This window comes from Paraburkholderia megapolitana, from assembly GCF_007556815.1.
Classification (GTDB): domain Bacteria; phylum Pseudomonadota; class Gammaproteobacteria; order Burkholderiales; family Burkholderiaceae; genus Paraburkholderia; species Paraburkholderia megapolitana.
Genome location: NZ_CP041745.1, coordinates 3,351,753 through 3,372,950, shown reverse-complemented (window position 1 = coordinate 3,372,950; position 21,198 = coordinate 3,351,753). Strand labels below are relative to the sequence as shown.

The 21,198-nt window shown below is 61.9% G+C and carries 17 protein-coding genes, 1 tRNA gene and 1 pseudogene; 10 read left to right on the top strand and 9 right to left on the bottom strand.

Annotated elements, in window-relative coordinates; all coding sequences use genetic code 11:
* Positions 1–9: 9 nt before the first annotated feature.
* Together FNZ07_RS28320 and FNZ07_RS33780 are read right to left on the bottom strand one after the other, a co-directional pair.
* Positions 10–609 (bottom strand): chorismate mutase, encoded by a 600-nt coding sequence (locus tag FNZ07_RS28320; RefSeq protein WP_091011437.1) that lies wholly within the window; start codon positions 607–609, stop codon positions 10–12.
* A gap of 317 nt (positions 610–926) precedes the next feature.
* Entirely contained in the window at positions 927–1,076 is a 150-nt protein-coding gene (locus tag FNZ07_RS33780) for a hypothetical protein (protein WP_170043833.1), read from the bottom strand.
* A gap of 224 nt (positions 1,077–1,300) precedes the next feature.
* On the opposite strand from FNZ07_RS33780, the gene FNZ07_RS28315 reads away from it, so the two are divergent.
* Together FNZ07_RS28315 and FNZ07_RS28310 are read left to right on the top strand one after the other, a co-directional pair.
* The gene (locus tag FNZ07_RS28315; protein ID WP_091011642.1) at positions 1,301–1,684 is read left to right on the top strand and encodes a DUF2946 domain-containing protein; all 384 of its coding nucleotides are present in this window, start codon (positions 1,301–1,303) and stop codon (positions 1,682–1,684) included.
* Positions 1,685–1,821: 137 nt separating this feature from the next.
* Entirely contained in the window at positions 1,822–4,179 is a 2,358-nt protein-coding gene (locus FNZ07_RS28310) for a TonB-dependent receptor (protein WP_091011438.1), read from the top strand.
* 152 nt (positions 4,180–4,331) lie between these two features.
* On the opposite strand, the gene FNZ07_RS28305 is transcribed toward FNZ07_RS28310, so the two are convergent.
* On the bottom strand, positions 4,332–5,447 hold the full coding sequence (locus FNZ07_RS28305; RefSeq protein ID WP_245811457.1) for an aldo/keto reductase: 1,116 nt from the start codon (positions 5,445–5,447) through the stop codon (positions 4,332–4,334).
* Between the two features lie 125 nt (positions 5,448–5,572).
* Here FNZ07_RS28305 and FNZ07_RS28300 point away from each other — a divergent pair, with 125 nt between their 5' ends.
* Together FNZ07_RS28300 and FNZ07_RS28295 are read left to right on the top strand one after the other, a co-directional pair.
* The gene (locus FNZ07_RS28300; RefSeq protein ID WP_091011440.1) at positions 5,573–6,493 is read left to right on the top strand and encodes a LysR family transcriptional regulator; all 921 of its coding nucleotides are present in this window, start codon (positions 5,573–5,575) and stop codon (positions 6,491–6,493) included.
* Between the two features lie 33 nt (positions 6,494–6,526).
* The gene (locus tag FNZ07_RS28295; protein WP_091011441.1) at positions 6,527–8,023 is read left to right on the top strand and encodes a M81 family metallopeptidase; all 1,497 of its coding nucleotides are present in this window, start codon (positions 6,527–6,529) and stop codon (positions 8,021–8,023) included.
* 108 nt (positions 8,024–8,131) lie between these two features.
* On the opposite strand, the gene FNZ07_RS28290 is transcribed toward FNZ07_RS28295, so the two are convergent.
* From FNZ07_RS28290 to FNZ07_RS28280, 3 genes and pseudogenes are all read right to left on the bottom strand, one after another.
* Complete coding sequence (locus tag FNZ07_RS28290) at positions 8,132–8,947, bottom strand: polysaccharide lyase family 7 protein (protein ID WP_091011442.1); 816 nt, start codon at positions 8,945–8,947, stop codon at positions 8,132–8,134.
* A 536-nt stretch (positions 8,948–9,483) separates the two neighbouring features.
* Positions 9,484–10,722 (bottom strand): dienelactone hydrolase family protein, encoded by a 1,239-nt coding sequence (locus tag FNZ07_RS28285; protein WP_091011443.1) that lies wholly within the window; start codon positions 10,720–10,722, stop codon positions 9,484–9,486.
* A gap of 255 nt (positions 10,723–10,977) precedes the next feature.
* Positions 10,978–12,305: pseudogene (locus FNZ07_RS28280) on the bottom strand (aspartate aminotransferase family protein).
* An 89-nt stretch (positions 12,306–12,394) separates the two neighbouring features.
* Here FNZ07_RS28280 and FNZ07_RS28275 point away from each other — a divergent pair.
* Positions 12,395–13,306, top strand: coding sequence for a LysR substrate-binding domain-containing protein (locus tag FNZ07_RS28275; RefSeq protein ID WP_091011445.1), 912 nt, complete (start codon positions 12,395–12,397; stop codon positions 13,304–13,306).
* A gap of 134 nt (positions 13,307–13,440) precedes the next feature.
* On the top strand, positions 13,441–13,749 hold the full coding sequence (locus FNZ07_RS28270; RefSeq protein ID WP_143098056.1) for a hypothetical protein: 309 nt from the start codon (positions 13,441–13,443) through the stop codon (positions 13,747–13,749).
* A gap of 110 nt (positions 13,750–13,859) precedes the next feature.
* Here FNZ07_RS28270 and FNZ07_RS28265 read toward each other — a convergent pair.
* The 3 genes from FNZ07_RS28265 to pepN all read right to left on the bottom strand — a co-directional run bounded on the left by FNZ07_RS28265 (position 13,860) and on the right by pepN (position 17,892).
* Positions 13,860–13,935 (bottom strand) — tRNA-Thr (locus tag FNZ07_RS28265).
* A gap of 54 nt (positions 13,936–13,989) precedes the next feature.
* Entirely contained in the window at positions 13,990–15,006 is a 1,017-nt protein-coding gene (locus FNZ07_RS28260; protein WP_091011447.1) for a class 1 fructose-bisphosphatase, read from the bottom strand.
* A gap of 195 nt (positions 15,007–15,201) precedes the next feature.
* Positions 15,202–17,892 (bottom strand): aminopeptidase N, encoded by a 2,691-nt coding sequence (gene pepN / locus FNZ07_RS28255; protein WP_091011448.1) that lies wholly within the window; start codon positions 17,890–17,892, stop codon positions 15,202–15,204.
* Positions 17,893–18,078: 186 nt separating this feature from the next.
* On the opposite strand from pepN, the gene FNZ07_RS28250 reads away from it, so the two are divergent.
* From FNZ07_RS28250 to FNZ07_RS28235, 4 genes are all read left to right on the top strand, one after another.
* Complete coding sequence (locus FNZ07_RS28250; RefSeq protein ID WP_091011449.1) at positions 18,079–18,801, top strand: DUF4136 domain-containing protein; 723 nt, start codon at positions 18,079–18,081, stop codon at positions 18,799–18,801.
* A gap of 628 nt (positions 18,802–19,429) precedes the next feature.
* On the top strand, positions 19,430–20,131 hold the full coding sequence (locus FNZ07_RS28245; protein ID WP_091011643.1) for a beta-ketoacyl synthase chain length factor: 702 nt from the start codon (positions 19,430–19,432) through the stop codon (positions 20,129–20,131).
* A complete protein-coding gene (locus tag FNZ07_RS28240; protein WP_091011450.1) occupies positions 20,128–20,922 on the top strand; it encodes a 1-acyl-sn-glycerol-3-phosphate acyltransferase in 795 nt (264 codons plus the stop codon). The genes FNZ07_RS28245 and FNZ07_RS28240 overlap by 4 nt, the downstream gene beginning before the upstream one ends.
* Positions 20,897–21,196, top strand: a complete 300-nt coding sequence (locus FNZ07_RS28235; RefSeq protein ID WP_091011644.1) for a phosphopantetheine-binding protein — start codon at positions 20,897–20,899, stop codon at positions 21,194–21,196. Before FNZ07_RS28240 ends, FNZ07_RS28235 begins: the two co-directional genes overlap by 26 nt.
* Positions 21,197–21,198: the final 2 nt, after the last annotated feature.

Below are 21,198 nucleotides of genomic sequence, written 5' to 3'. Positions count from 1 at the left end.
CGCCCAGACTCACCCAGTAGCACCAACCCCACCCGACTCGCACACATGCCCAAGCGCCCGCGTCAGCGCGCCGGAATACGTCGTGTCATAACGCGTTAGCGATTTCCAGTTCGCAATCCCATCGGCGACTCGCGTCGGACAGTCCGACGCGCCGCGCAACGGCTGAACACGCGCAAGCCCCGCAATCAAGGCGGCAGTGAGCCTGTCCAGTTGCGGACGCGTGCTCGCCGCAAGATCGGGGGCCGGCCCTTCGGGCGGCCGCGTCGTTTGCCAGGTCTTGAACAGATCGTTCTGCACGTCCTTACTCGCATCTATCTGGTCCTGGAAAAACGCGTGAGCGAACGCCGGATCGACATCGGCCGCTTGCGCGCGTTTTTCAACGTCGTTGAGCAAGGCGGTTTCGCGCGGCTTGTCGGTAATCGCCTGATGGTTTGCCCATTTCCAGCGCGCGACCGGCTCGGCGAGCGCGAGCCGCTGCGACACGAGTGCGATCAGATTGGTGAGCGCCACGTCGTCGCCGGCTGCGGAGACCGGCATGGGGGCGAAGCAGATCGCGGAAAAAAGCGCGAGCGTGCGGAGCACTGCAGCAGGGCGGTAAGTGAGTTTCATCGATGGGCAGTCAAGCGGCGTTAATCGAGGCGGGAAAAGCCGAAGAATAAACGAACCGAGGACAATGCGCGGCGAAGCATGCGCGCAGCGATCAAGTACGGGGAAAAAGCTGAGGCGGGAGGAAGTGCGGGAGGGACAGCAGAACAACATGTACAAGACGCGCAACGGACGTGCACAGACCCGCACGCTGAATCAGTCGGGACTCAGGTACAGCTAGCAGGTAGCGACCTGCGTGCGCGATTTCGGTAGCGCATACCTCAGTGCGTTACTGCGCCGCAGCAAATGTGCTGAGGCAACTGCAACGTCGCGGCGGATGCTTACTTCTGTTCGCACGTCTTGCGTTGTTCGTCGAGAAACGCGCGGACATGTTCCGGCAGTTCGGCCCCGAGAAACTCCACGCCTGCGGGTTCCGGATCCGGACTAAAGACTTTGTCCGGGGTCGGGACTCTTGGCGGTCTGGTATCCATGATAGTTCTCCTGTGTAAAGCGATTATCTGCCTCGCTCCCCGATTTGCACCAGTGCTGCGAAGCGGTGACGCTGCTTTCATTGCCTCTTTGTTGCTTTAACGGCACAGCGGTCGATGAATTCAAAGTTGCTTAAACAAAATTTAACGATCGTCGGTATGGCAATTGGCCGCAGACCGCGTGTCGCCTGCTTGTTATACTGCGCGCACAAATTTTCAGACCAATGATGAAACGCTCGACGCGGTGGATCGGCCTCGTATGGCTGGCGCTGGTACTCAATGTACTGTCGCCCGTCATCGGCTATGCGCGTCTTGCCAGTACGCAGAGCCCGTTCACCGTCGAGCTCTGCCATGCAGGCGGCCAGAGCGTCGTCATCGATCTCGGCGGTTCCGGCGATGCCAGCGACAGCGGCAAAGTCCACCTCGTCGTCCCGCACTGCGTCTATTGCCCCGGCTTCGCCGCGAATTTCGCGCTCGGAGCCAGTCTTCCGTTCCTGCCGGTTCCCGCTCGCGCGTCTGTGTATCAGCAGACATTTGAGCCGGAAACCGTCTTTGTGCGTCGCAGCGTTCGCGTCGCGCAACCTCGTGCCCCACCTGAAACGCTGATCTAGCCCGTCTCCCGAGTCCGCGCCGTCGTCATCGTCTTTGCTGACGGTGTGGGATACAGCACGTCGCGTGCCGCCCGATCGCGCCTTATCGCGCGAGGTTCGTGCGCGCGTCGTTCTCGATCACGCTTTCAGGATTTCCCATGCGTTACGCCATTGCTGCGCTGTCTGCACGCCGGCCGTTTTCGGTTGCGTGCATGGCGGCCTTCGTCATTCAGTCCGCTCATTCCGCCGAGACCACCACCGCGCCGGCCGATCCATCCGATCCATTGTTAACGAACGATTCGACGCAGGCGTTGACGGGCGGCATACATACTTTGCCCGTCGTCACGATCAATGCGGCGCGGCCGGTGCGTCCCGCTTTTGCGCCGGACACGCCGGGGGTTGTCGAGACGATCACGCGCAGGCAGATCGATGCGCACAACACGGTCAACACCGAAGATGCGCTGAAGTACGTACCGAACCTGATGGTGCGCAAGCGCTTCATCGGCGACCGCAACTCGGTGTTCTCCGGCCGCGACTTCAACGAAATGCAGAGCGCGCGCGGTCTGGTTTACGCGGACGGCCTGCTGCTGTCGAACCTGCTCGGTTCGAGCTATGGCTACCCGCCGCGCTGGTCGCTGATCGCCCCAGACGACATCGCCCAGGTCGAAGTGCTGTACGGCCCGTTCTCGGCGCTGTACCCGGGCAATTCGATCGGTTCGACCGTGCAGATCACGACGCGCAAGCCGGAGAAACTGGAAGCGTCGCTGGACACGCAGTTCTTTACGCAGCGCTACAACGATCCGTACGGTTTTGCACAAAGCTTCGGCGGCAATCACCAGTCCGCGCGGATTGCCGATCGTGTCGGACGGTTCTGGTATTCACTGACGCTCGACCGGCTCGAGAACAACAGTCAACCGATGCAGTACGCGGCGCCGAACGGTACTTACAACCCGTCGTTTGGCACACCGGTGCCGGTAACCGGCGCCGCCACCGACATCGGTCCGAACGGCCGGCCGCGCGTGTTCGTCGGGCCGCAGATGATCGAGCGCACGCAGCAGCTCACCGAAACCGTGCGGATGGGCTACGCGTTCACCGACCATATCGACGCGACGCTCACGCTGGGTCACTGGGAAAACCACTATAAGGATCGCGCGCAGACGTTTCTCACCGACGCGGCAGGCAATCCCGTGTATGGCGGCAATGTAACGATCGGCGGGCGTAACTACACGCTCTCGCCGAGTGCGTTTTCGCCGGCTAACGGCGATCAGGAAAACTGGCTGTACGCGTTCGGCCTGAACGCGAAGCTCGATTCGGGTTGGCGCTTGTCCAGCACCGTTTCCGCCTACGATGTTTCGCACGACGTGCTGCGTTCGGCAACCACCGCGCCGCCGGCGTCGCTGGGCGGCGGTGCGGGCACGATCTTCCACGGCGACGGCACCGGCTGGCGGACCTTCGACCTGAAGGCGGAGTCGCCGTCGGTGGCAGGGCACACGTTCACGCTCGGCTACCACTTCGACAACTACTTCCTGCGCAACGAGACCTACAGCACGCCGAACTGGTTGTACGGTGCACCGGTGACGCTTGCCAGCACCTATCGCGGCGACACCCGGACCCAGGCGGTGTATGGCCAGGATGCGTGGCGTTTCGCGGCGGGCTGGCTCGCCACGCTCGGTCTGCGCTACGAGCGCTGGGATGCGTATGACGGCGCGCTCGGCAACGCAAGCTCGACGCTCGGCTACGCGGACCGCGGCGCGAACGCGCTGTCGCCGAAAGCATCGGTGCAATGGCAGGCCACCGACAACTGGCGGTTCCGCGTGTCGTTCGCAACCGGCACGCGTTTTCCAACGGTCGCCGAACTGTTCCAGGGAACGGTCTCGAACAATGCGCTCGTCAACAACAACCCGGGCCTGCGCCCGGAAAAAGCAATCGACTGGGATTTCACGGCCGAGCGCGACGTCGGCGTCGGTGTCGTACGGGCGAGCATTTTCCAGAGCGATCTGCGCGATTCGATCTACAGCCAGACCACGATCAGCGGTGCCACGACGGTCACGAATATCTCGAACGTCGACCGGGTGCGCGTGCGCGGCGTCGAGCTGGCGTTCTCGGGGCAGAACGTGCTGCTGCGCGGACTCGATCTCGATGCCAACGTGTCGGCCAGCAACGCGCGCACGCTCGAGGATTCAGCGAACCCGGGGTACCAGGGCAACCGCTGGCCGCGCATCCCCGTAGTCCGCGCGAACCTGCTCGCGTCGTATCGCTTCAACGAGCAGTGGCTCGCGAGCGTCGGCGTGCGCTATTCGGGTCGTCAGTACAACACGCTCGATAACAGCGATGTGAACCCGGACGTCTACGGCGGCACGAGTTCCTTTACGGTGATCGACCTGAAGGCGCGCTACAAGATCGATCGTCACTGGCTCGCTTCGATCGGCGTCGACAACCTGACGGATCGTCGCTATTACGTCTTCCATCCGTATCCGGGGCGGACGTTCTATGGAGAACTCAAGTGGTCGCTTTGAAAGCGCCAGGAGATCACGACTCTGCTGGCGAGAGCGCGGATCTCACACGGTGCGAATGCCTGGGCGCTCCTTGAGAAACCGATGCGGGCCCGGCACAGGCTGAGGCGGCGAGATGCCGCCCCAGCCGGTCACGCCGTCACCGTTCGTGCAGTTCAGCCTTCGGCAGCCGGCGCCGGCACACGCACAGGCCGATCGAATGCCGTGGGCTTGCTGCTCACTTCAACCCCGCCGTGGATTCGCGCCTGATGGCCATCCGCAAACATGTAGTACGGGAACGGGCGCGCCGGTTCGGACACCGCGTCGAGGCGCGCGATCAGTTCCGGTGCAAGCGTGAAATCGAGCGAACCGAGCGACTCCTGCAACTGCTCCGGCTTCGTCGCGCCGACGATCACGCTCGACACACCGCGCTTCTGCGACAGCCAGTTCAGCGCGACCTGCGCCATCGGCCGGTCCGCTTCGCTGGCGACTGCTTCGAGTTCCGCGACGATTGCGAAGTTGCGGGCGGTCAGTTTGTTGAAGGCCGGCGGTGGATTGGCCGCGACGCTCTGCAGACGTCCCGTGCCAGTGAACCCGCCCACTGCGCCGCTCTGCGATGGCCGGTACTTGCCCGATAGCACGCCCATCCCGAGCGGGCTCCACGGCACGAGCCCCATGCCGAGGTCCACGGCCAGATCGGCAAACTCGTTTTCCGGGTTGCGCTCGATCATCGAGTACTCGAGCTGCATGGCCGCGACCGGTTCGAAACCGCGCCAGTCAGCGAGCGTCTGTGCACGGCTCGCAAACCACGCGGGTGTGTCGGAAAGACCCACATAGCGGATCTTGCCGGCGCGCACGGCGTCGTCCATGGCGCGCATCACTTCGTCGACCGGCGTCATGCGGTCCCACGTGTGCAGGTAGTAGAGATCGATATAGTCGGTGCCGAGCCGCCGGAGCGATTCGTCGAGCGCGCGCAGCAGGTTCTTGCGATGGTTGCCACCCGTATTCGGATTGCCGCTCTGCGTGTTGTAGCTGTACTTCGTCGCAATCACGAGACGGTCGCGCAGGCTGCGCGCCGCGACGAATTTGCCGAGCCAGCGCTCGCTGGTTCCAGCGGTGTACATGTCGGCGGTATCGATAAAATTGCCGCCGGCGTCGACGTACAGGTCGAACAGCCGCTGCGCCACCTGCTCGTCGGCGCCCCAGCCCGATTCGGTGCCGAATGTCATCGTGCCGAGCGAAATCGGGCTGACGCGCAGACCCGAGCGGCCGAGCAGGGTGTAGTGATTCATTGCCATAACTGTCTCCTTCAAGAGTTGGAAGAAACTGCAATGAACGTATGGTGCGCGCACGCTTTCCGTGGAAAAATCCCCATTCACTGAAAGGATTGTGAAGCTTGACTTCATAATGGAGGCGCATGGATCCCGCTCAATTGCCCGCCCTCATGACGTTCGCCGCAGTGGCGCGACACGGTAGCTTTACGCGCGCGGCCGGTGAAACGGGTGTGTCGGCTTCGGCGCTGTCGCAGTCGGTGCGCGCGCTGGAGGCGCAACTCGGCGTCCGGCTGTTCAACCGGACTACGCGCCGGGTCGCGCTGACCGAAGCGGGCGCGCAGTTTCTCGAACGCGTGAATCCGGCGCTCGCAGCACTGGCCACGGCGTTCGATGCCCTCGAGGAAACGCGCGGCCATCCGGCGGGCACGCTGCGGATCAATTTGTCGCGGGTTGCAAGCGAGCTGCTGGTGCTGCCTTATCTCGCGGAGTTTGCGCAACGCTATCCGCGCATCCGTGTTGAACTCGTACTCGACGATGGCCTCGTTGATATGGTCGGTGAGGGATTCGATGCGGGTATCCGTCTCGGCGAGCGGCTCGCGCAGGACATGGTGGCGATTCCGCTCAGCGGTGAACTGCACATTGCGGTTGCCGGCTCGCCGGACTATTTCGCGCGCCACCCGCAACCGTCGACGCCCGACGATCTCACCGCCCACGATTGCCTGCATTACCGCTTCACGACGAGCGGCGGGATCTATCGATGGGAATTCGCGCAGCCCGGCGATTCACACCACGCGTTCGATGTCGAGACGCGCAGCAGCTTCATCACCAACGACCTGCACACGATGGTCCGCGCCGCCGAAGCGGGCGTCGGTCTGCTGCATGTGATCGAAGACTACGTACACGCGCAGCTCGCCGACGGCCGACTGATCCGCGTGCTCGATGCGTGGTGCCCGACGTTTCCGGGCTTCTATCTGTACACCACGAGCCGTTCGCAGATGCCGCTCAAGCTGCGCGCACTGATCGATTTTTTGCAGGAGAAGCGGCTCGAGCGGGAAGGGTTTTAGTCAATTCACGTTTCAGGTCAAGGGAGCGGTTGCATGAAGGTACTGATTGCACGAATGAATCACGAGACCAACACGTTCTCGCCAGTGCCGACGCCGCTCGAAGCGTTCGGCCGCAACGGACCGAGCTACGGCGAGGACGCGTACCGCCACGACAAGGGTATGCAGACCGCGATGGCCGCGTTCATCGATGCGGCCGAGCGCGAACGCGTCGAGATCGTTACGCCGGTTTCCGCGTCGGCCAACCCGAGCGGTCCGGTTGCAGCGTCGGCCTACGAAGCGATCTGCCATGCGATCGTCGCGGCGGCGCCCGGTTGCGATGCGGTTCTGCTGGACCTGCACGGCGCGATGGTCGCGCAGTGTTCGAACGACGGCGAGGGCGATCTGCTCGAGCGGGTCCGCGCGGTGCTGCCCGACGCGCCGATTGCAGTCGCGCTCGACCTGCACGGCAACGTCACGCAGAAGATGATCGATCACGCCGACGTGATCGTGAGTTTCAAAACTTATCCGCATGTCGATATGTACGAGACGGGCGCGCATGCGGCGCGTCTGTTGTTCGATCGGCTGCATGGGCGCAGCCGTCCGGTGATCGCATGGCGGCAACCGCCGTTGCTCGCGCATACGCTGCGCAGCGCGACAGCCGAAGGCGCGATGGAGCGCGCCGTCAAGGCGGCGCGTGCCGCGGAGGCCGACGGCATGCTCGCGGTGTCGGTGCTCTCGGGTTTCTCGCTGGCGGATATCGAGGCGCCTTGCATCAGCGTGGTCGTCGTGGGCGATGGCGACCGTGCTCAAGCGGATGTTGTCGCGGCACGCATCGCGCAGCAGATCTGGAGCGAGCGCGAGGACTTCGTTTATCGCAGCGCGCCGCTGGCGGAGTCGGTAGCGCAGGCGGCCGTGTTTGCGCGCACTGCCGACAAGCCGGTGCTGTTGCTCGATCATGGCGACAACTGCATGTCCGGTGGCACCTGCGACACGATGGATCTGCTGGAAGAAGCGCTCAGGCAAGGATTCGAGCGCGTGGTGAGCGGTCCGTTGTGCGACCCCGAAGCCGTTGCGGCGCTACACGCAGCAGGCGTCGGCGCAACCGTGACGATCGCAGTCGGCAATAAGCGCCCGGGGCCGTCCGGACAACCGCGGCCGCCATTTCGCGTGACCGGTGTGGTCCGCGCGCTCACCGATGGCGAGTACACGATTACCGGTCCCACCTATACGGGGCAGCGTGCATTCATGGGCCGCAGCGCCGTGCTCGACATCGGCGCGGCAACGCTCGTGGTGACCGAGCGCACGCACGAGCCGTGGGATCTCGGTGTGTTCGAGAGCGTCGGTATCGATCCGCGGCGCGCGCGTTTTCTGTTGCTCAAATCGAGAATGTATTGCCGACCGGTGTTCGTGCCGATCGCGGCGGGACTGGTCGAATGCGACAGCCGCGGGGTGACGAGTTCGGACTACGCGCTGTTTGCATTCGAGCAGCTTCGGCGACCGGTTTATCCGTTCGATGAAGAGACCGTGTGGGAAGGGGCGATTGGGGTGTAGCTGGTTTGATGAATGTGATGAATCCCCTTGAACTTGCCGATCAAACGAGCGGCTGGACCCTGCGTTTTCACGCAGGGTCCAGCTATAGCGGAAGCGCAATGCGATGCGTTACGAGTGTGTGAGACTCAACGCATAGAACTTGACGACCGTGCCAGCCGTCGTCAACGGTGTACCCGATACCGCCGATTGATCATAGTCGCCGGCCTTGAAGTAGAAGTTCTCTCCGTCGAAGCTGGAATCCATCGTATAGGTCTTCGTCGTGCTGTTGACCTTCACGGTGACCGTCGTGCCACTCAGGCTCAACTCATAGGTGAACTTCGTTCCTACCGCGACATTGGTAATCGTGTAGGTGTTCGATTTGCCGCCCTGGTTAGTGCTCTCGAGTAGAAGCTTCACCACACCACCTGAAGTGAACTGCAATTCGCACAGCGGTTTGCTAGGCCCGGAGCCCTGGAAAATCTGGCCGACCGTGGTGTGGTCCGGCACCTGGGTCACGGCGACCGTTGCGTTCATCCTGTTCGTGCCGGCCGTGGACCACGTCGCGTTCTCATGCAGTTCCGTCCGCGGATGCAGCGAGCCGGACGTGGTCCAGCCCTGCGTGGGATCCATCATCACCATCGAACCATCCGAACTGTCCGTATAGAAGTAGGGCTTGTCCGTGTAGCCGCCCGTAAGTCTGGAACTGCTCACCGTGTCGATATCGCCGGACGAACCGGTCGGCAACTGCAGCGTGAATGGCGCGAGGTTGAAGTTCGATCCAGGTGGACTGCCGGTGCTCAGATCGGGGGCTATCACGCTGGCATTCTGATCAAGCTGTTTCAGCGCCGCTGCGGGCACGCCATCGCTTGAACCGCCGCCGCCACATGCCACGAGCACGCTTCCGGACAGAACTGCAACCAGGCTGGTGATGATTCGGCTCTTCATATCGTCTCCTTCTCATTTGCCACGGGTTGAAATGCGACAACATTTAACGAGAGCTGTTATTCGTTTTGAGTTATTTAGGGTAACGTTTTCCTAAATAATTAATAATCGTTAACCCGAGTAACTTATTCAATATGAATTGCGTTGATTGTTTCAAGTGACGATATTGGATATCCAGATGGAATCGATCTGGAATCCGAGGTTGTATCTTGCGGATCAGGCCAGGCCTCATGGGCCAAGGGATATCTGGGCGAAATCAGAGCGCTTCGCCACTCACAGATTCAAAGGGCGTGTCTTATGAACCGGCGTTCAAGTCGGGATTGCTATGTGAATCGATTAATTACGAAAAACTTTCTAGGTGAAATTGCGACCTTGTTTTAAATCATGCTAGCAAGGAATATCTTGAAAGTAAACGATTTCCTGATTTATCGTTTTAGTCGTGACGATAGAGAGTCGCTAGCAATACGGCGCTCGAAACACCGATGAATACTGATGCGGGCCGCCGCCGGCAGCCCGGTATGGATATCGTTTGTGCGTGATCAGGTTGGCTTCCCTTCACTCGATGCCCAGTTCGGCATCAGCGCATTGCTCGGAAGTGTTTCGTCGACCATCTTGCGGGTCGTCTGGATACCGGCCACCGGCAACCCGGTCGGATCGAGCAGGCCGATCTGCACGAGGACGGATGCCTGGTCCCAATAGATATGTTCGTTGTAGAGCTTGTCGCCGCGAAAGCAGACCACGGCGAGCATCGGTACTTCGAAGTATTTCCCGGTTGGCGGCAGACCCGGCAGAAGCCAGTCGATCTCGCGATCATGCGTCGCGCAGAATACAAACTCGTCGACGATACGATCGGCGCCGATCGTGCGTGAAATCGGAATCAGGCGTGTGTCGGCGGGGTTCGAATCGACGAAGTGATATTTGTAGAAACGCTTTAACTGGTCATGCCCGACGCCGCCGGTCATCGTCGGCACATGATTGACGTAGGGTTCGGCGACCATGGTCGGCATCACCGCGTCGACGTCCCGTGTGGCGAACTCGTAGTAGCAATGTTGTTCCCACAACGTATTCAGGTCATGGATCGGACCGAGTATCTTGCGCAACAGGGCGAGCGTCCGCGAATACGCCATCATCGTGGCCGGCTTGTCGAAGTGTTCGCGTTCGGGCGTGGCGAATGCATGACCGCAGCCGGCATAAACGTATTGCTCGATCTGCGGTCGGGTCGCGAGCGCGGTCTGGATTTTTTCTCGCACATGCGCTGGGCAATGTGCGTCTTCGCCGGCGAAATGGAAAACCATCGGACACTGGATCGATGCGACCTCATCGATGAACGCATCGAGACCGACGCCGTAGTAGCTGACCGCACAATCCACATCGGTGCGTGCTGCGGCCAGCATTGCAAGCTTGCCGCCGAGACAGTAGCCGATCGTGCCGACCTTGCCTGCCTGTTCGGGTCTTGCGCGTAACGCGTCGATGGTGGCCGCGATATCCGTCACGGCGAGCGGCAGATCGAGCCGGGCGTTGTAGTCGAGCGCCTGGGCCAGATCCGCTTCGTCATAGCCGAGCACGACGCCTGGCTTCATGCGCCAGAACAAGTCCGGAACGAGCACGACATAGCCTTCCTCTGCGTACCGGTCCGCCATCGCTTTCATGTAACCGTTGATGCCGAAGATTTCCTGCAGCAACACGAGTCCCGGACCGGATCCCTGGGCGGGCTTCGCCAGATAGGCTGAGAAGCGCCCGCCATCGCGGGACGGAATATCGATCATTGCACCGCTCATGTTTTCGTTCCTTTCGGGCTTGCTGAAGCGATTCTGAATAGTGGGGGAGGTGCGCTGTCGTCGAATCGGTGAGTTGCGCGCATGTCGGCGATCGTTCGCAATGACAACTGTTCAGGCGGTGCCGGATGCGCACTGCAAGGCTGTCGACGTTGCGCCGACGATCGCCTCGCTATTGTGAACCAGAGCCAGTGGAAAGGTGTGACACCTCGCGGGTGTAGCGAGGCGTCGACGTCGAGTGGATGTCGTTCGCGAATCTCAGTTCGCTCTCGCTCTCGCGCCCGCGATCTCGTTGAGACTATCGCCCAACGCCTTGTCGAGGATCGCCACCGCGCGATCGATCTCGTCGGTGGAAACCGTCAGCGGCGGGGCGATACGCCATACCGAACCGCGCTCGGGACGCCGGCGGATGTTCATGCTCAGTCCGTTTTCGAAGCATTTGCGTGTTGTTAGCGCGCCGAGTTCGTGAGCCGCGTTGCGCGATGCGCGGTCGGTGACTAGTTCGACGCCAAGCAGCAGACCTGCACCGCGAATATCGCCGATGACCTCATAACGCTGCTGCAATGCTTCCAGACGGCTGCGCAGGTAGCCGCCCATTTCGTTTGCGCGCGCAACTAGGTTCTCTTCCTCGATCACCTTCAGGACGGCCAGTCCGACTTCGGCCAGGAGCGGGTCCGATACGTGACTGGTGTAGAACGTAAAGTGCTTCTCGTGCAGGACTTCCTCGATCTTTGACGTCGTCGACACCGCAGCAAGCGGCAAACCGCCACCGAGTGTCTTCGACATCGTCATGATGTCGGGCACGACGCCGAAGAACTCCGATCCGGTGCGTGTACCGATGCGACCAAACGCGGTTTGCGCCTCATCGAAGATGAGCAGCATGCCGCGTTCATCGGCGGCCTTGCGCAATGCCTGCATGAACGATTGCGGCGGTACGAGCACACCACCCGCGCTGATGATGGGCTCGACGATGATCGCGGCGCCGCGGCCGCTCGACTGCATGTCGAACATCTTCAACGCGAGGTTCAGGTTGGCCAGCGCCGATGCTTCCGGTGTGGCAGCCGGAATATACGGTCGATACGCATTCGGTTCGGGGATCAGGAACACGCCGGGTGCGGGCACGCCGTAACCCTTGCGGTCGCTCGCAAACGACACCGTACTGGCGCCCCCGTGATGCCATGCCACGAACCGCCGAGCGCCAGCACTTCGTAGCCGTCCGTGTACATCTTGGCCATGCGCAGCGCGACCTCGGTGGCTTCAGAGCCGGTGTTGATGAAGATGGTTTTCTGGAGATCGCCGGGCAGCCAGTCGCGTGCCAGTGTCTGTCCGAGTTCGGCAACGACCTCCGGAATCATGCCGCTGAACATATGGAACGCTTTCTCGCCCGCTCGATGGACGGCTTCGACGATGGCCGGATGGTTGTGCCCGATCGTGGCGCACATCTGGCCCGACGTGAAGTCGAGATACTCGCGGCCGTGGCTATCCTTTACGATGGTGCCCTTGGCGGACGTGAACAGGTTGGGGAAAGCATCGCCGCCGTACCGGACCAGAAAGTCTCTGGATGCCTGCAGAAGTCCTTCGCTCATCGTTTGCTCCATGGGTCGATCGCCGTGAGAGAACATCTTAGGAAGGCGAGCATGTTGGCGCCAACGCATAAAATTCAGCAGCCCATCAAATGAGCTCAACTAGAAGCCCCTCGAAGTCCCGCTTGCCGCCGCTCAAGGCGCTCGTCGCATTCGAGGCCGCGTCGCGGCGCGGCAGTTTTGCGCTGGGTGCGGAAGAACTTGCGGTGACGCCGTCCGCGGTCAGTCATCAGATTCAGCAGCTCGAGGATTTTCTGGGTGTGCCGCTGTTTCAGCGGCATCCCGGGCGGGCGGTGCTCACGGCTGCGGGGCGTGCCTATGCGCGCGAGATCGAGCGAGCATTTGGCGTGATTGCCGAGGCGACGAATCTGGTCGCGCCGCAGTCGCAGCGTGGTTATCTGGTTGTCGCATCTAGTCCGAGTTTCGCCGCCAAGTGGTTGCAACCGCGACTACCCGAATTCCTGCGCAGCAATCCGGACGTGAGGATCCGTTTGTCCACGCTCTCCGGTCATGACGATCTGGAGGCGACGCGATTCGATATCGCGATCGTCTATGGGCAACCGCATACGTCGAAGTTCGATGTCGAGCCGTTGTTGACTGAGCGGTTGCGTCCTTTGTGCAGCCCCGTACTTGCAAAGGAACTCGCGTTGCGCGCGCCGCAGGATCTGGCGCGTGCGACGCTGATCCATTCGTCGAACGCGCTGACGTGGCCGGAGTATTTGCGGCAGGCAGGATGTGCGGACGTGCGGCTCGACAACGAGCTATGGCTCGATCGCTCGGTGATGGCGATCGACGCCGCAGTCGATGGTCTCGGTGTGGTGCTGGAGAGCGAGCTTCTGGCTGCGCAAGAGTTGCGCGATGGGCGACTGATCGCGCCTTTCGATGGTGAGCGATTCAGCGTCGAAGTGACGTCTTATTATCTCGTTCGATCGCGGGATTACAACATCGGCTTGCAGGCCGCGACCGCTTTTGAGAACTGGCTGCGATCGGCGATTTCTTCGTAACCCGCAATTCTGCAGGAGTCGGACAGACATGGAAGCACTTCAGGTGTCAGCGACATGGGCCGCGCCCGTCGCCCATGATGGACACGAGCACCGTGACGGGTCGCATCATTGCACTGCTGAACCGAGGCCGTACTATGTTTGAGATCGTGGCGGTATCTGCGTTGGTATGCGCCTTTATCGGTGCACTGCTGGGCTGGCGTATGCGCACGGCGCGCCGGTGGCGGGCTCTTCGTTCGGCTATCCCGGACGGCACATCGGCCGCGACTGTCGAAGCGCTTTTAGGCGCGCCTGGCGGCCGCATCGATCTGTTTCCGTCCGGTTCCGCTGCGACTACATGGACGTACAGTCCCGCTGCCTACGCACCGGCCGACTTCAACGCGTATATCGCGATTGATTTCGATGACAGCGATCGGGTAATCGCCGTCCGGAAAATCAGGCGATAGACGAGGCACGGCGGGGGTGATTCTGCGCGATCCACCGATACAAAAAACCCGCGGAGCCTGAGGGCTGGCGCGGGTCTGAGAACTTCTAGCTGCTTTTCTGAATATCGATTTGGTGCCGGAAAGAGGAATCGAACCCCCGACCTTCGCATTACGAATGCGCTGCTCTACCGTCTGAGCTATTCCGGCATCAGAGAACCGCGATTATAGGGATACTTTCTATCCTTTGGCAAGCCCCGCCGATCAACTTTTTGCCTCGAGATGGTAGCGCGTGACGCGGTCCACCTCGTTCTTCGAGCCGAGGAACACGGCAACGCGCTCGTGCAGGCTCTTCGGCTGGATATCGAGAATCCGCTTGTGGCCGTTGGTCGCGGCGCCGCCCGCCTGCTCGACGATAAACGCCATCGGGTTCGCTTCGTACATCAGGCGCAGCTTGCCGGGCTTGTCGGGTGTGCGGCTGTCGGCGGGGTACATGAAGATGCCGCCGCGATTCAGGATGCGGTGTACGTCGGCCACCATCGATGCAATCCAGCGCATATTGAAGTCCTCCTGACGGGCGCCGTCGGTGCCGGCCTTCAGTTCGCCGACGTACTGCTGGACGGGCGGGTACCAGTGACGTTCGTTCGATGCATTGATCGCGAATTCGCGTGTCTCGACCGGAATGCGCATCTCGCTCTGCGTGAGCACCCACGACCCGAGTTCGCGGTCGAGCGTGAAGCAGTTCACGCCGTTGCCGGTGGTCAGCACGAGCACGGTTTGCGGACCGTACACCGCGTAGCCGGCCGCGACCTGGCGGGTGCCCGGCTGCAGGAACGACTGTTCGGTCGGCTGCTGGCCGTCCGGGCAGCGCAGCACCGAGAAGATCGTGCCGATCGACACGTTCACGTCGATGTTCGACGAGCCATCGAGCGGATCGAACACGAGCAGGTATTCGCCCTTCGGATAGTTCGCCGGGATCGGGAAGAACTGTTCCATTTCTTCCGATGCCATGCCGGCCAGGTTGCCGCCCCATTCGTTGGCTTCGAGCAGGATTTCGTTCGACAGGATGTCGAGCTTCTTCTGCACTTCGCCCTGCACGTTCTCGCTGCCGGCGGTGCCGAGCGCATCGCCGAGCGCACCCTTGCTGACGTGATAGCTGATCGCCTTGCACGCGCGCGCCACGACTTCGATCAGGAGACGCAGATCGGCGGGCAGGTTGTTGTTCTCGCGCTGCTGCTCGATCAGATACTTGGTGAGAGTGGTACGTCGCGATAAAGCCATTGCAGTGCTCCGGAAAGACTGAGGAATCCCTCGATTTTACCCGCTCGGGTTGCCCTGCCCGAGTTTTACGTCGGGTGCGCGCAACTGTTTTCGCTTCACACGATAAAAAGCCGGCCACAGGTGCCGGCTTTTTGCCTGATCGGCGGAGGGTGAGCGGGCCGGCGGCAAGCCGGCCAACGACACCGTCGGAACCTGCTAGCCCAGCGCCTTCTCAACAATCTCCCGCACGTCACGCGACTTCACCTGCGCGGCAACCTTTTCAAGCGCGCCGCGCATCTTCTCGCGCAGCGCCGGTGTGAACCGGCGCCACAGTTCGAGCGAACGCGCGAGCCGCGCGGCGACCTGCGGGTTCAGTGCATCGAGTGCGATCACCTGGTCCGCCCAGAACGCGTAACCCGAGCCGTCTTCCGCGTGGAACTGCGCGGGGTTCGCCGCGCAGAAACTGAAAATCAGCGAACGCGCGCGATTCGGGTTCTTCAGGTTAAACGCCGGATGTGACATCAATGCGCGCACGATATCGATCACCGGACGCTGCGCCGAACCGCGTTGCGTGGCTTGCAGCGCAAACCACTTGTCGATGACGAGCGGTTCCTTTTCGAAGCGGCGATAGAAATCTTCGAGCGCTTCCTGCGCACGGCGACCGTCGCCGGCCGTTGCCGCAGTGAGCAATGCGGACAGCGCGGCGGCGCGGTCGGTCATGTTGTTCGCCGCGTCGTATTGCGCACCGGCGAGCCGTACGGCATCGGCAGGGTCGGCGAGTTCGGCGAGGTAGGCGAGCGCAAGATTCTTCAGCGCGCGATGACCGCCTGCGTCAGGCGTCGCTTCGTAGTCACCAGGCGTTTGATGACGTTCGTAGATCGCGAGCCAGTCGTTCTTGAGCGCTTCGGCGAGGCGGCGGCGCACGAACTGCCGCGCGGTATGCACAGCGGCCGGATTCGACTCGGGCATCTGTTCCGCGAGATACGTTTCCGACGGCAGCATCAGCGCGAGTTCGCGGAACGAAGGCGACAGCGTTTCATCGGTCAGTACCTGCGCGAACGCATTGACAACCGAGTCGTCGAGTTGCAACGACGCACCCGTTGCTGCACGCGCTGCGAGGCTGAGCAGTTCGCGCGTCGCGAGCCGCTGGCCGGCTTCCCAACGATTGAACGGATCGCTGTCGTGGGCGAGCAGAAACGCAAGCTCTTCAGCCGAATAGTCGTACTCGACGATCACCGGCGCCGAGAAATTGCGCAACAGCGACGGCAGTGGTTTCTCAGCGATGTCGACGAACGTGAAGGTCTGCTCGGTCTGCGTGAACTCGAGTACGCGCGTCGTGCCAGACGCCCCAGTCTCGCCTTCGAGACGCAGCGGCAGGTCCGCACCGTTCGCACCGATCAGCCCGATTGCGAACGGAATCAGCAACGGGCCTTTTTGCGTTTCGCGTGCGGTCGGCGCGGCGTCGCCGTAACCCTGCGACAGCGTCACGCGATAGCGGTGTTGCGCGGCGTCGTAGTGCGTGCTGACCGTGACGCGCGGCGTACCGGCCTGGCTGTACCAGCGCTCGAACTGCGCGAGGTCGCGGCCGTTCGCATCGGCGAGCGCATGGCGGAAGTCGTCGCAGGTCACGGCCTGGCCGTCATGCCGCTTGAAGTACAGGTCCATGCCGCGGCGAAAACCGTCGCGACCGAACAGCGTCTGATACATCCGCACGACTTCCGAGCCTTTCTCGTAGACGGTCATCGTGTAGAAGTTGTTGATCTCGACGTAGCTTTCCGGACGTACCGGATGCGCCATCGGGCCCGCGTCTTCGGCGAACTGCATCTGGCGCAGCACGCGGACATCTTCGATGCGCTTGGTTGCGCGCGCAGCTTCGTCGGTGGCTCCACCTGCCATGTCGGCGGAGAACTCCTGGTCGCGAAACACGGTCAGCCCTTCCTTCAGGCTCAACTGGAACCAGTCGCGACAGGTGACGCGATTGCCGGTCCAGTTATGGAAGTACTCGTGGCCGACCACGGCTTCGATGTTCGCGAAGTCGGTGTCGGTGGCGGTTTCGGGGTTCGCCAGCACGTACTTCGTGTTGAAGATGTTGAGCCCCTTGTTCTCCATCGCGCCCATGTTGAAGTCGCCGACCGCAACGATCATGAAGCGGTCCAGATCGAGCTCGAGCCCAAAGCGCTGCTCATCCCAGCGAATCGAATTGATCAGCGAGTCCATCGCGTGACGCGTCTTGTCGAGATCGTGCGGTTCGACCCACACCTGCAGCAGCTTCTCTTTGCCCGAGCCGCTGCGCACACGCTCTTCGAGCTTGACGAGCTTGCCCGCGACCAGCGCGAACAGGTAGCTCGGCTTTCTGAACGGGTCTTCCCAGCGCGCAAAATGGCGGCCATCCGGCAGGTCGCCTTCGTCGAGCAGGTTGCCGTTGGACAGCAGCACCGGGTAGGCGGCCTTGTCCGCACGCAGCGTGACCGTGTAGGTCGCCATCACATCGGGGCGATCGAGGAAGTACGTGATGCGGCGAAAGCCCTCGGCCTCGCACTGCGTGAAGAAGTTGTCGCTCGATACGTAGAGACCCGACAGCGTCGTGTTTTCCGTCGGGTTGCAGAGGCTCACGAGTGTCAGTTCGAAGGCGTCCGGCACGTTATCGACGCTCAGCCCATGCTCGTGCGTGCGCACGGCGCTGTGCGGCGTACCGTCGATGCTCGCGCTGACGAACTCGAGCTGCTCGCCCATCAGTTCGAAGTGCGCTGCGTGGGCCGCGTCCGGATTGCGCCGCACGCGCATCGTATTCCTGACGACAGTACGTTCTGGGACGAGATCGAATTCCAGCGCGACGGTGTCGATCAGGAAAGCCGGCGGTGCGTAGTCGGCGCGCCGGATCACGGTGGGCGTTGCGGTATCTGCCATGATGTCCACGGGTAAGGGGATTTTCGGGGAGCCGGCCTGCGCGGGTGGGCGAGACGGGCATAGACCGCCATTGTACAAAGGCTCCGCGCGTCCTGCCGGGCGAACTTTTTACCGACTCGACCGGTCAGCGTATTATCGGGCCGCTGCACAATGTGCACACCCATGACAGGCAAGACGAGGACGACCATGAAACTGGACCGATGGACCCGGCGCGCGACGCTGTTGCTGGCGGCGTTGACCGTGATGCTTTCCGGCTGTACGACCTACGTGACGAGCCGCGTCACGGCGTTTTCCGACTGGAGCAGCAGCGACGCCACGCGGACTTACGCGTTTACGCGTACCGCCGCGCAGCAGAACAATCTTGAACAGGCAACTTACGAACAGCTGGTTGCCGACGAGCTCGCCACCCACGCATTCCGCCGCGTCGATGCGGCTGAAGCCCGTTATCTGGTCGGCCTGACGTATTCGACGCGGGCGGGCACCGTAACGGTTTCCGAACCGGTCTATGCCAACCCGTGGGCAGGTCCTTTCCCCGGTTATTGGGGCCGTCCGTTCGACCCGTGGGGGCCGTACGGTCCGTTCCCGGCTGGCTACGTGAACCAGAACTATCCGGTGTCCGTGCATACGCTCGGCATCCGCTTTACCGAGCGTGCGACCGGCAAGGAGGTCTACAACGTGACGGCCCGCACTTCCACCGATGAGCCCTCACTGGTCGGCGCGATGCCTTATCTGGCGCGCAGCGCGCTCGATGCTTTCCCGCTGAACAACGGTACGGTGCGTACGGTACGGATTCCGCTCGATAAGAACGGTGGGGCGTCGAACGAGGTGCCGGGGTCTGCGGTGCCTGGCGCGCCGCCGGTCAAGGCGCCGGCAGCAGCGCCGGTCGGCGCGGCGCAGACGGTGCAGTAATCGCCTCCGGGTCGCTAACGGTCCGACGGCAACAGCTAGCTACGCTTCACCAGATCAGTACATCAATAGATCAACGGCCTCACAAGGTGCAAGTCCTGTGGGGCCGTTGCTATTTCCCGGCGGTATTTTCCGACGGCCCGCTCCACAGGCATGCCGACGCAATGATGTCGCTTTAGCACTGTGCCAAAACTCAAGCGTCAAGAATTGAAACGGCGTATGGCATGACGGTAGTCGGGTAATCGAAAGGCTCTCGCTTAAAGCCCGACATGCGTTAGAGGTTTAAGGCTTCAATGCTTCTTTGACCGGCTTGCCACTCTTTTGACATTCAGTCGACATTCCGTCGCGCTAACGAGACGGATATAGAGAGATACGTTTTTTCAGGCTGATTTACCGGCGAATATTCGTTATGATTCGGCACATTACGGGGAACACATAGAAATCTGACCAAACGCGAAACGCGCCGCCCTGAATAAACGGGGCATGTGCGGTTAATTCACTGAATCCATAAAACAAGAGAACAAGACTGGATCGACTCCGGCGGTGACGACCTGGCGAGTGCGCGCACATTGCGCCACAGCGGGCGTCCTCCGGTCAGGCGCCAGCAGCGTTCATGCGCGCAAACACCGACATGCCCGATCTGCACTGGACCATTCCGGTTGCTCGCTGGTCTTCCTGGCCCGCGACAGCAGCCGTCGCTCCCGATATCGGCTTTATCGAACCGATGGTCAGGCGTCGTCTGAGCACACTGTCGCGCGCCGCGCTGAAAGTGGCGCACGACTGCGTGCCACGGCAATGCGAGGTACGCGTGGTATTTGCGTCCCGCCATGGCGAATTGCGGCGCACCACCGATATTCTCCATGCACTCACGGCCGGCGAACCCGTCTCGCCAACCGCCTTCAGTCTCTCCGTGCTTAACGCGATGCCCGGCATATTCAGTATTGCGCGCGGCGATCATGCGCCTGCCAGCGCGCTGTCGGCGGGTGTCGAAACGCTCGGCTACGCGCTGCTAGAAGCGCACGCGCAATATGCCGGTGATCCATGTGGCCCGGTGCTGCTCGTTTACGCGGACGAGCCCGCTGATGCGATCTACGGTCCAGTCGAACACGAAGTGCAAGGCGGCGCGCTCGCGATTCTGCTGGACTCCCAGGCTATCGGGCATCTCGAATGCACGGTTTGCGCCGATGAGTCTGATCAGCCCGATGAGCTCGCATCTGTTGCGTTGCCTACCCAGAGCGAAGCCGTGCTGCGCTGTCTGGAGCGCCGCGAGCCGACCGCGTGGCACGGGCCGCGCGCGGGGTGGCAGTGGCGCTGGAACGGAGTGGCGGCATGAATACCCGCATCGGCTACTACTGGCGTCTGGTTGCAACCGGTATGAGCTTCGTCGTATTCGGCGTGTGCGGGCTGCTGTTCTCGTTGCTCGTGTTTCCGATCGCGTGGCTCTGGCCGCATCGCGCGTCGCGGCAGCGCATCGTGACGTTGGTGATCCACCAGTTTTTTCGCGCGCTCGTTGCGGCGCTGCAATGGATCGGAGTGATGGAACTCGATGTGCGGGGTGGGGCTGCGTTGCGCAACCGCCGGCCGGCGATCGTCGTTGCGAACCACCCGACCTATCTCGACGTGGTGGTGCTGCTGTCGCTGACCCCTAGGGCCTGCTGCGTAGTGAAAAACGCGCATTGGGGAAACCCGTGCTTCTGGGGTATCGTGCGTGCCGCCGAATATGTCAGCAATGCCGATCCGGTCGAACTCGTCGAAGCCGGTTCGCGTCAGATCGCAGCGGGCTACACGATGATCATCTTTCCCGAGGGCACGCGCAGTCCCGCGCCGAACCGTCTGCACGCGTTCTCGCGCGGCTTCGCGCACATGGCGCTGAAGGCGGATGTGCCAATCCTGCCGGTGCTGATGGATTGCGATCCGCCTGCGTTCACGCGGCAGATGCGCTGGTACGACGTGCCGCCGCGTCCGTTCCGGATGCGCGTGAGTGTGCTCGAGCCGGTCGGCATCGAGCAACTGACAGCAAGCGACGCGGCGCCGGCGCTTGCCGCGCGCACCGTGACCAGCGCAATCGAAGCACATATCACCCGGCACCTGTTCGATTATGGATTCTTTAAAACTGGAAATTAAGCAGCTTCTGATCGAGGCACTCGATCTGGAAGACCTGAGCCCGGCGGACATCGACGACGATGCGCCGCTGTTCGACACGGACGGTGTCGGTCTCGATTCGATTGATGCGCTCGAGATCGGTATCGTGCTGCGCAAGAAATATCAATTGACGATCGCGGCGAACGACGAGCGCACGCGAGAGCATTTCCGTTCGATCAACACACTTGCGGCGCTGGTCGCCAGCCAGCGAGACGCTGCACACGCAGCGGACGAAGCAGTCAGGAAAGGGGAGTAAAT

Coding starts and splice junctions, on each gene's coding strand:
- FNZ07_RS28320 (WP_091011437.1), bottom strand. CDS start 609: ATGAAACTCACTTACCGCCCTGCTGCAGTGCTCCGCACGCTCGCGCTT.
- FNZ07_RS33780 (WP_170043833.1), bottom strand. CDS start 1,076: ATGGATACCAGACCGCCAAGAGTCCCGACCCCGGACAAAGTCTTTAGT.
- FNZ07_RS28315 (WP_091011642.1), top strand. CDS start 1,301: ATGAAACGCTCGACGCGGTGGATCGGCCTCGTATGGCTGGCGCTGGTA.
- FNZ07_RS28310 (WP_091011438.1), top strand. CDS start 1,822: ATGCGTTACGCCATTGCTGCGCTGTCTGCACGCCGGCCGTTTTCGGTT.
- FNZ07_RS28305 (WP_245811457.1), bottom strand. CDS start 5,447: ATGAATCACTACACCCTGCTCGGCCGCTCGGGTCTGCGCGTCAGCCCG.
- FNZ07_RS28300 (WP_091011440.1), top strand. CDS start 5,573: ATGGATCCCGCTCAATTGCCCGCCCTCATGACGTTCGCCGCAGTGGCG.
- FNZ07_RS28295 (WP_091011441.1), top strand. CDS start 6,527: ATGAAGGTACTGATTGCACGAATGAATCACGAGACCAACACGTTCTCG.
- FNZ07_RS28290 (WP_091011442.1), bottom strand. CDS start 8,947: ATGAAGAGCCGAATCATCACCAGCCTGGTTGCAGTTCTGTCCGGAAGC.
- FNZ07_RS28285 (WP_091011443.1), bottom strand. CDS start 10,722: ATGAGCGGTGCAATGATCGATATTCCGTCCCGCGATGGCGGGCGCTTC.
- FNZ07_RS28275 (WP_091011445.1), top strand. CDS start 12,395: ATGAGCTCAACTAGAAGCCCCTCGAAGTCCCGCTTGCCGCCGCTCAAG.
- FNZ07_RS28270 (WP_143098056.1), top strand. CDS start 13,441: ATGTTTGAGATCGTGGCGGTATCTGCGTTGGTATGCGCCTTTATCGGT.
- FNZ07_RS28260 (WP_091011447.1), bottom strand. CDS start 15,006: ATGGCTTTATCGCGACGTACCACTCTCACCAAGTATCTGATCGAGCAG.
- pepN (WP_091011448.1), bottom strand. CDS start 17,892: ATGGCAGATACCGCAACGCCCACCGTGATCCGGCGCGCCGACTACGCA.
- FNZ07_RS28250 (WP_091011449.1), top strand. CDS start 18,079: ATGAAACTGGACCGATGGACCCGGCGCGCGACGCTGTTGCTGGCGGCG.
- FNZ07_RS28245 (WP_091011643.1), top strand. CDS start 19,430: ATGCCCGATCTGCACTGGACCATTCCGGTTGCTCGCTGGTCTTCCTGG.
- FNZ07_RS28240 (WP_091011450.1), top strand. CDS start 20,128: ATGAATACCCGCATCGGCTACTACTGGCGTCTGGTTGCAACCGGTATG.
- FNZ07_RS28235 (WP_091011644.1), top strand. CDS start 20,897: ATGGATTCTTTAAAACTGGAAATTAAGCAGCTTCTGATCGAGGCACTC.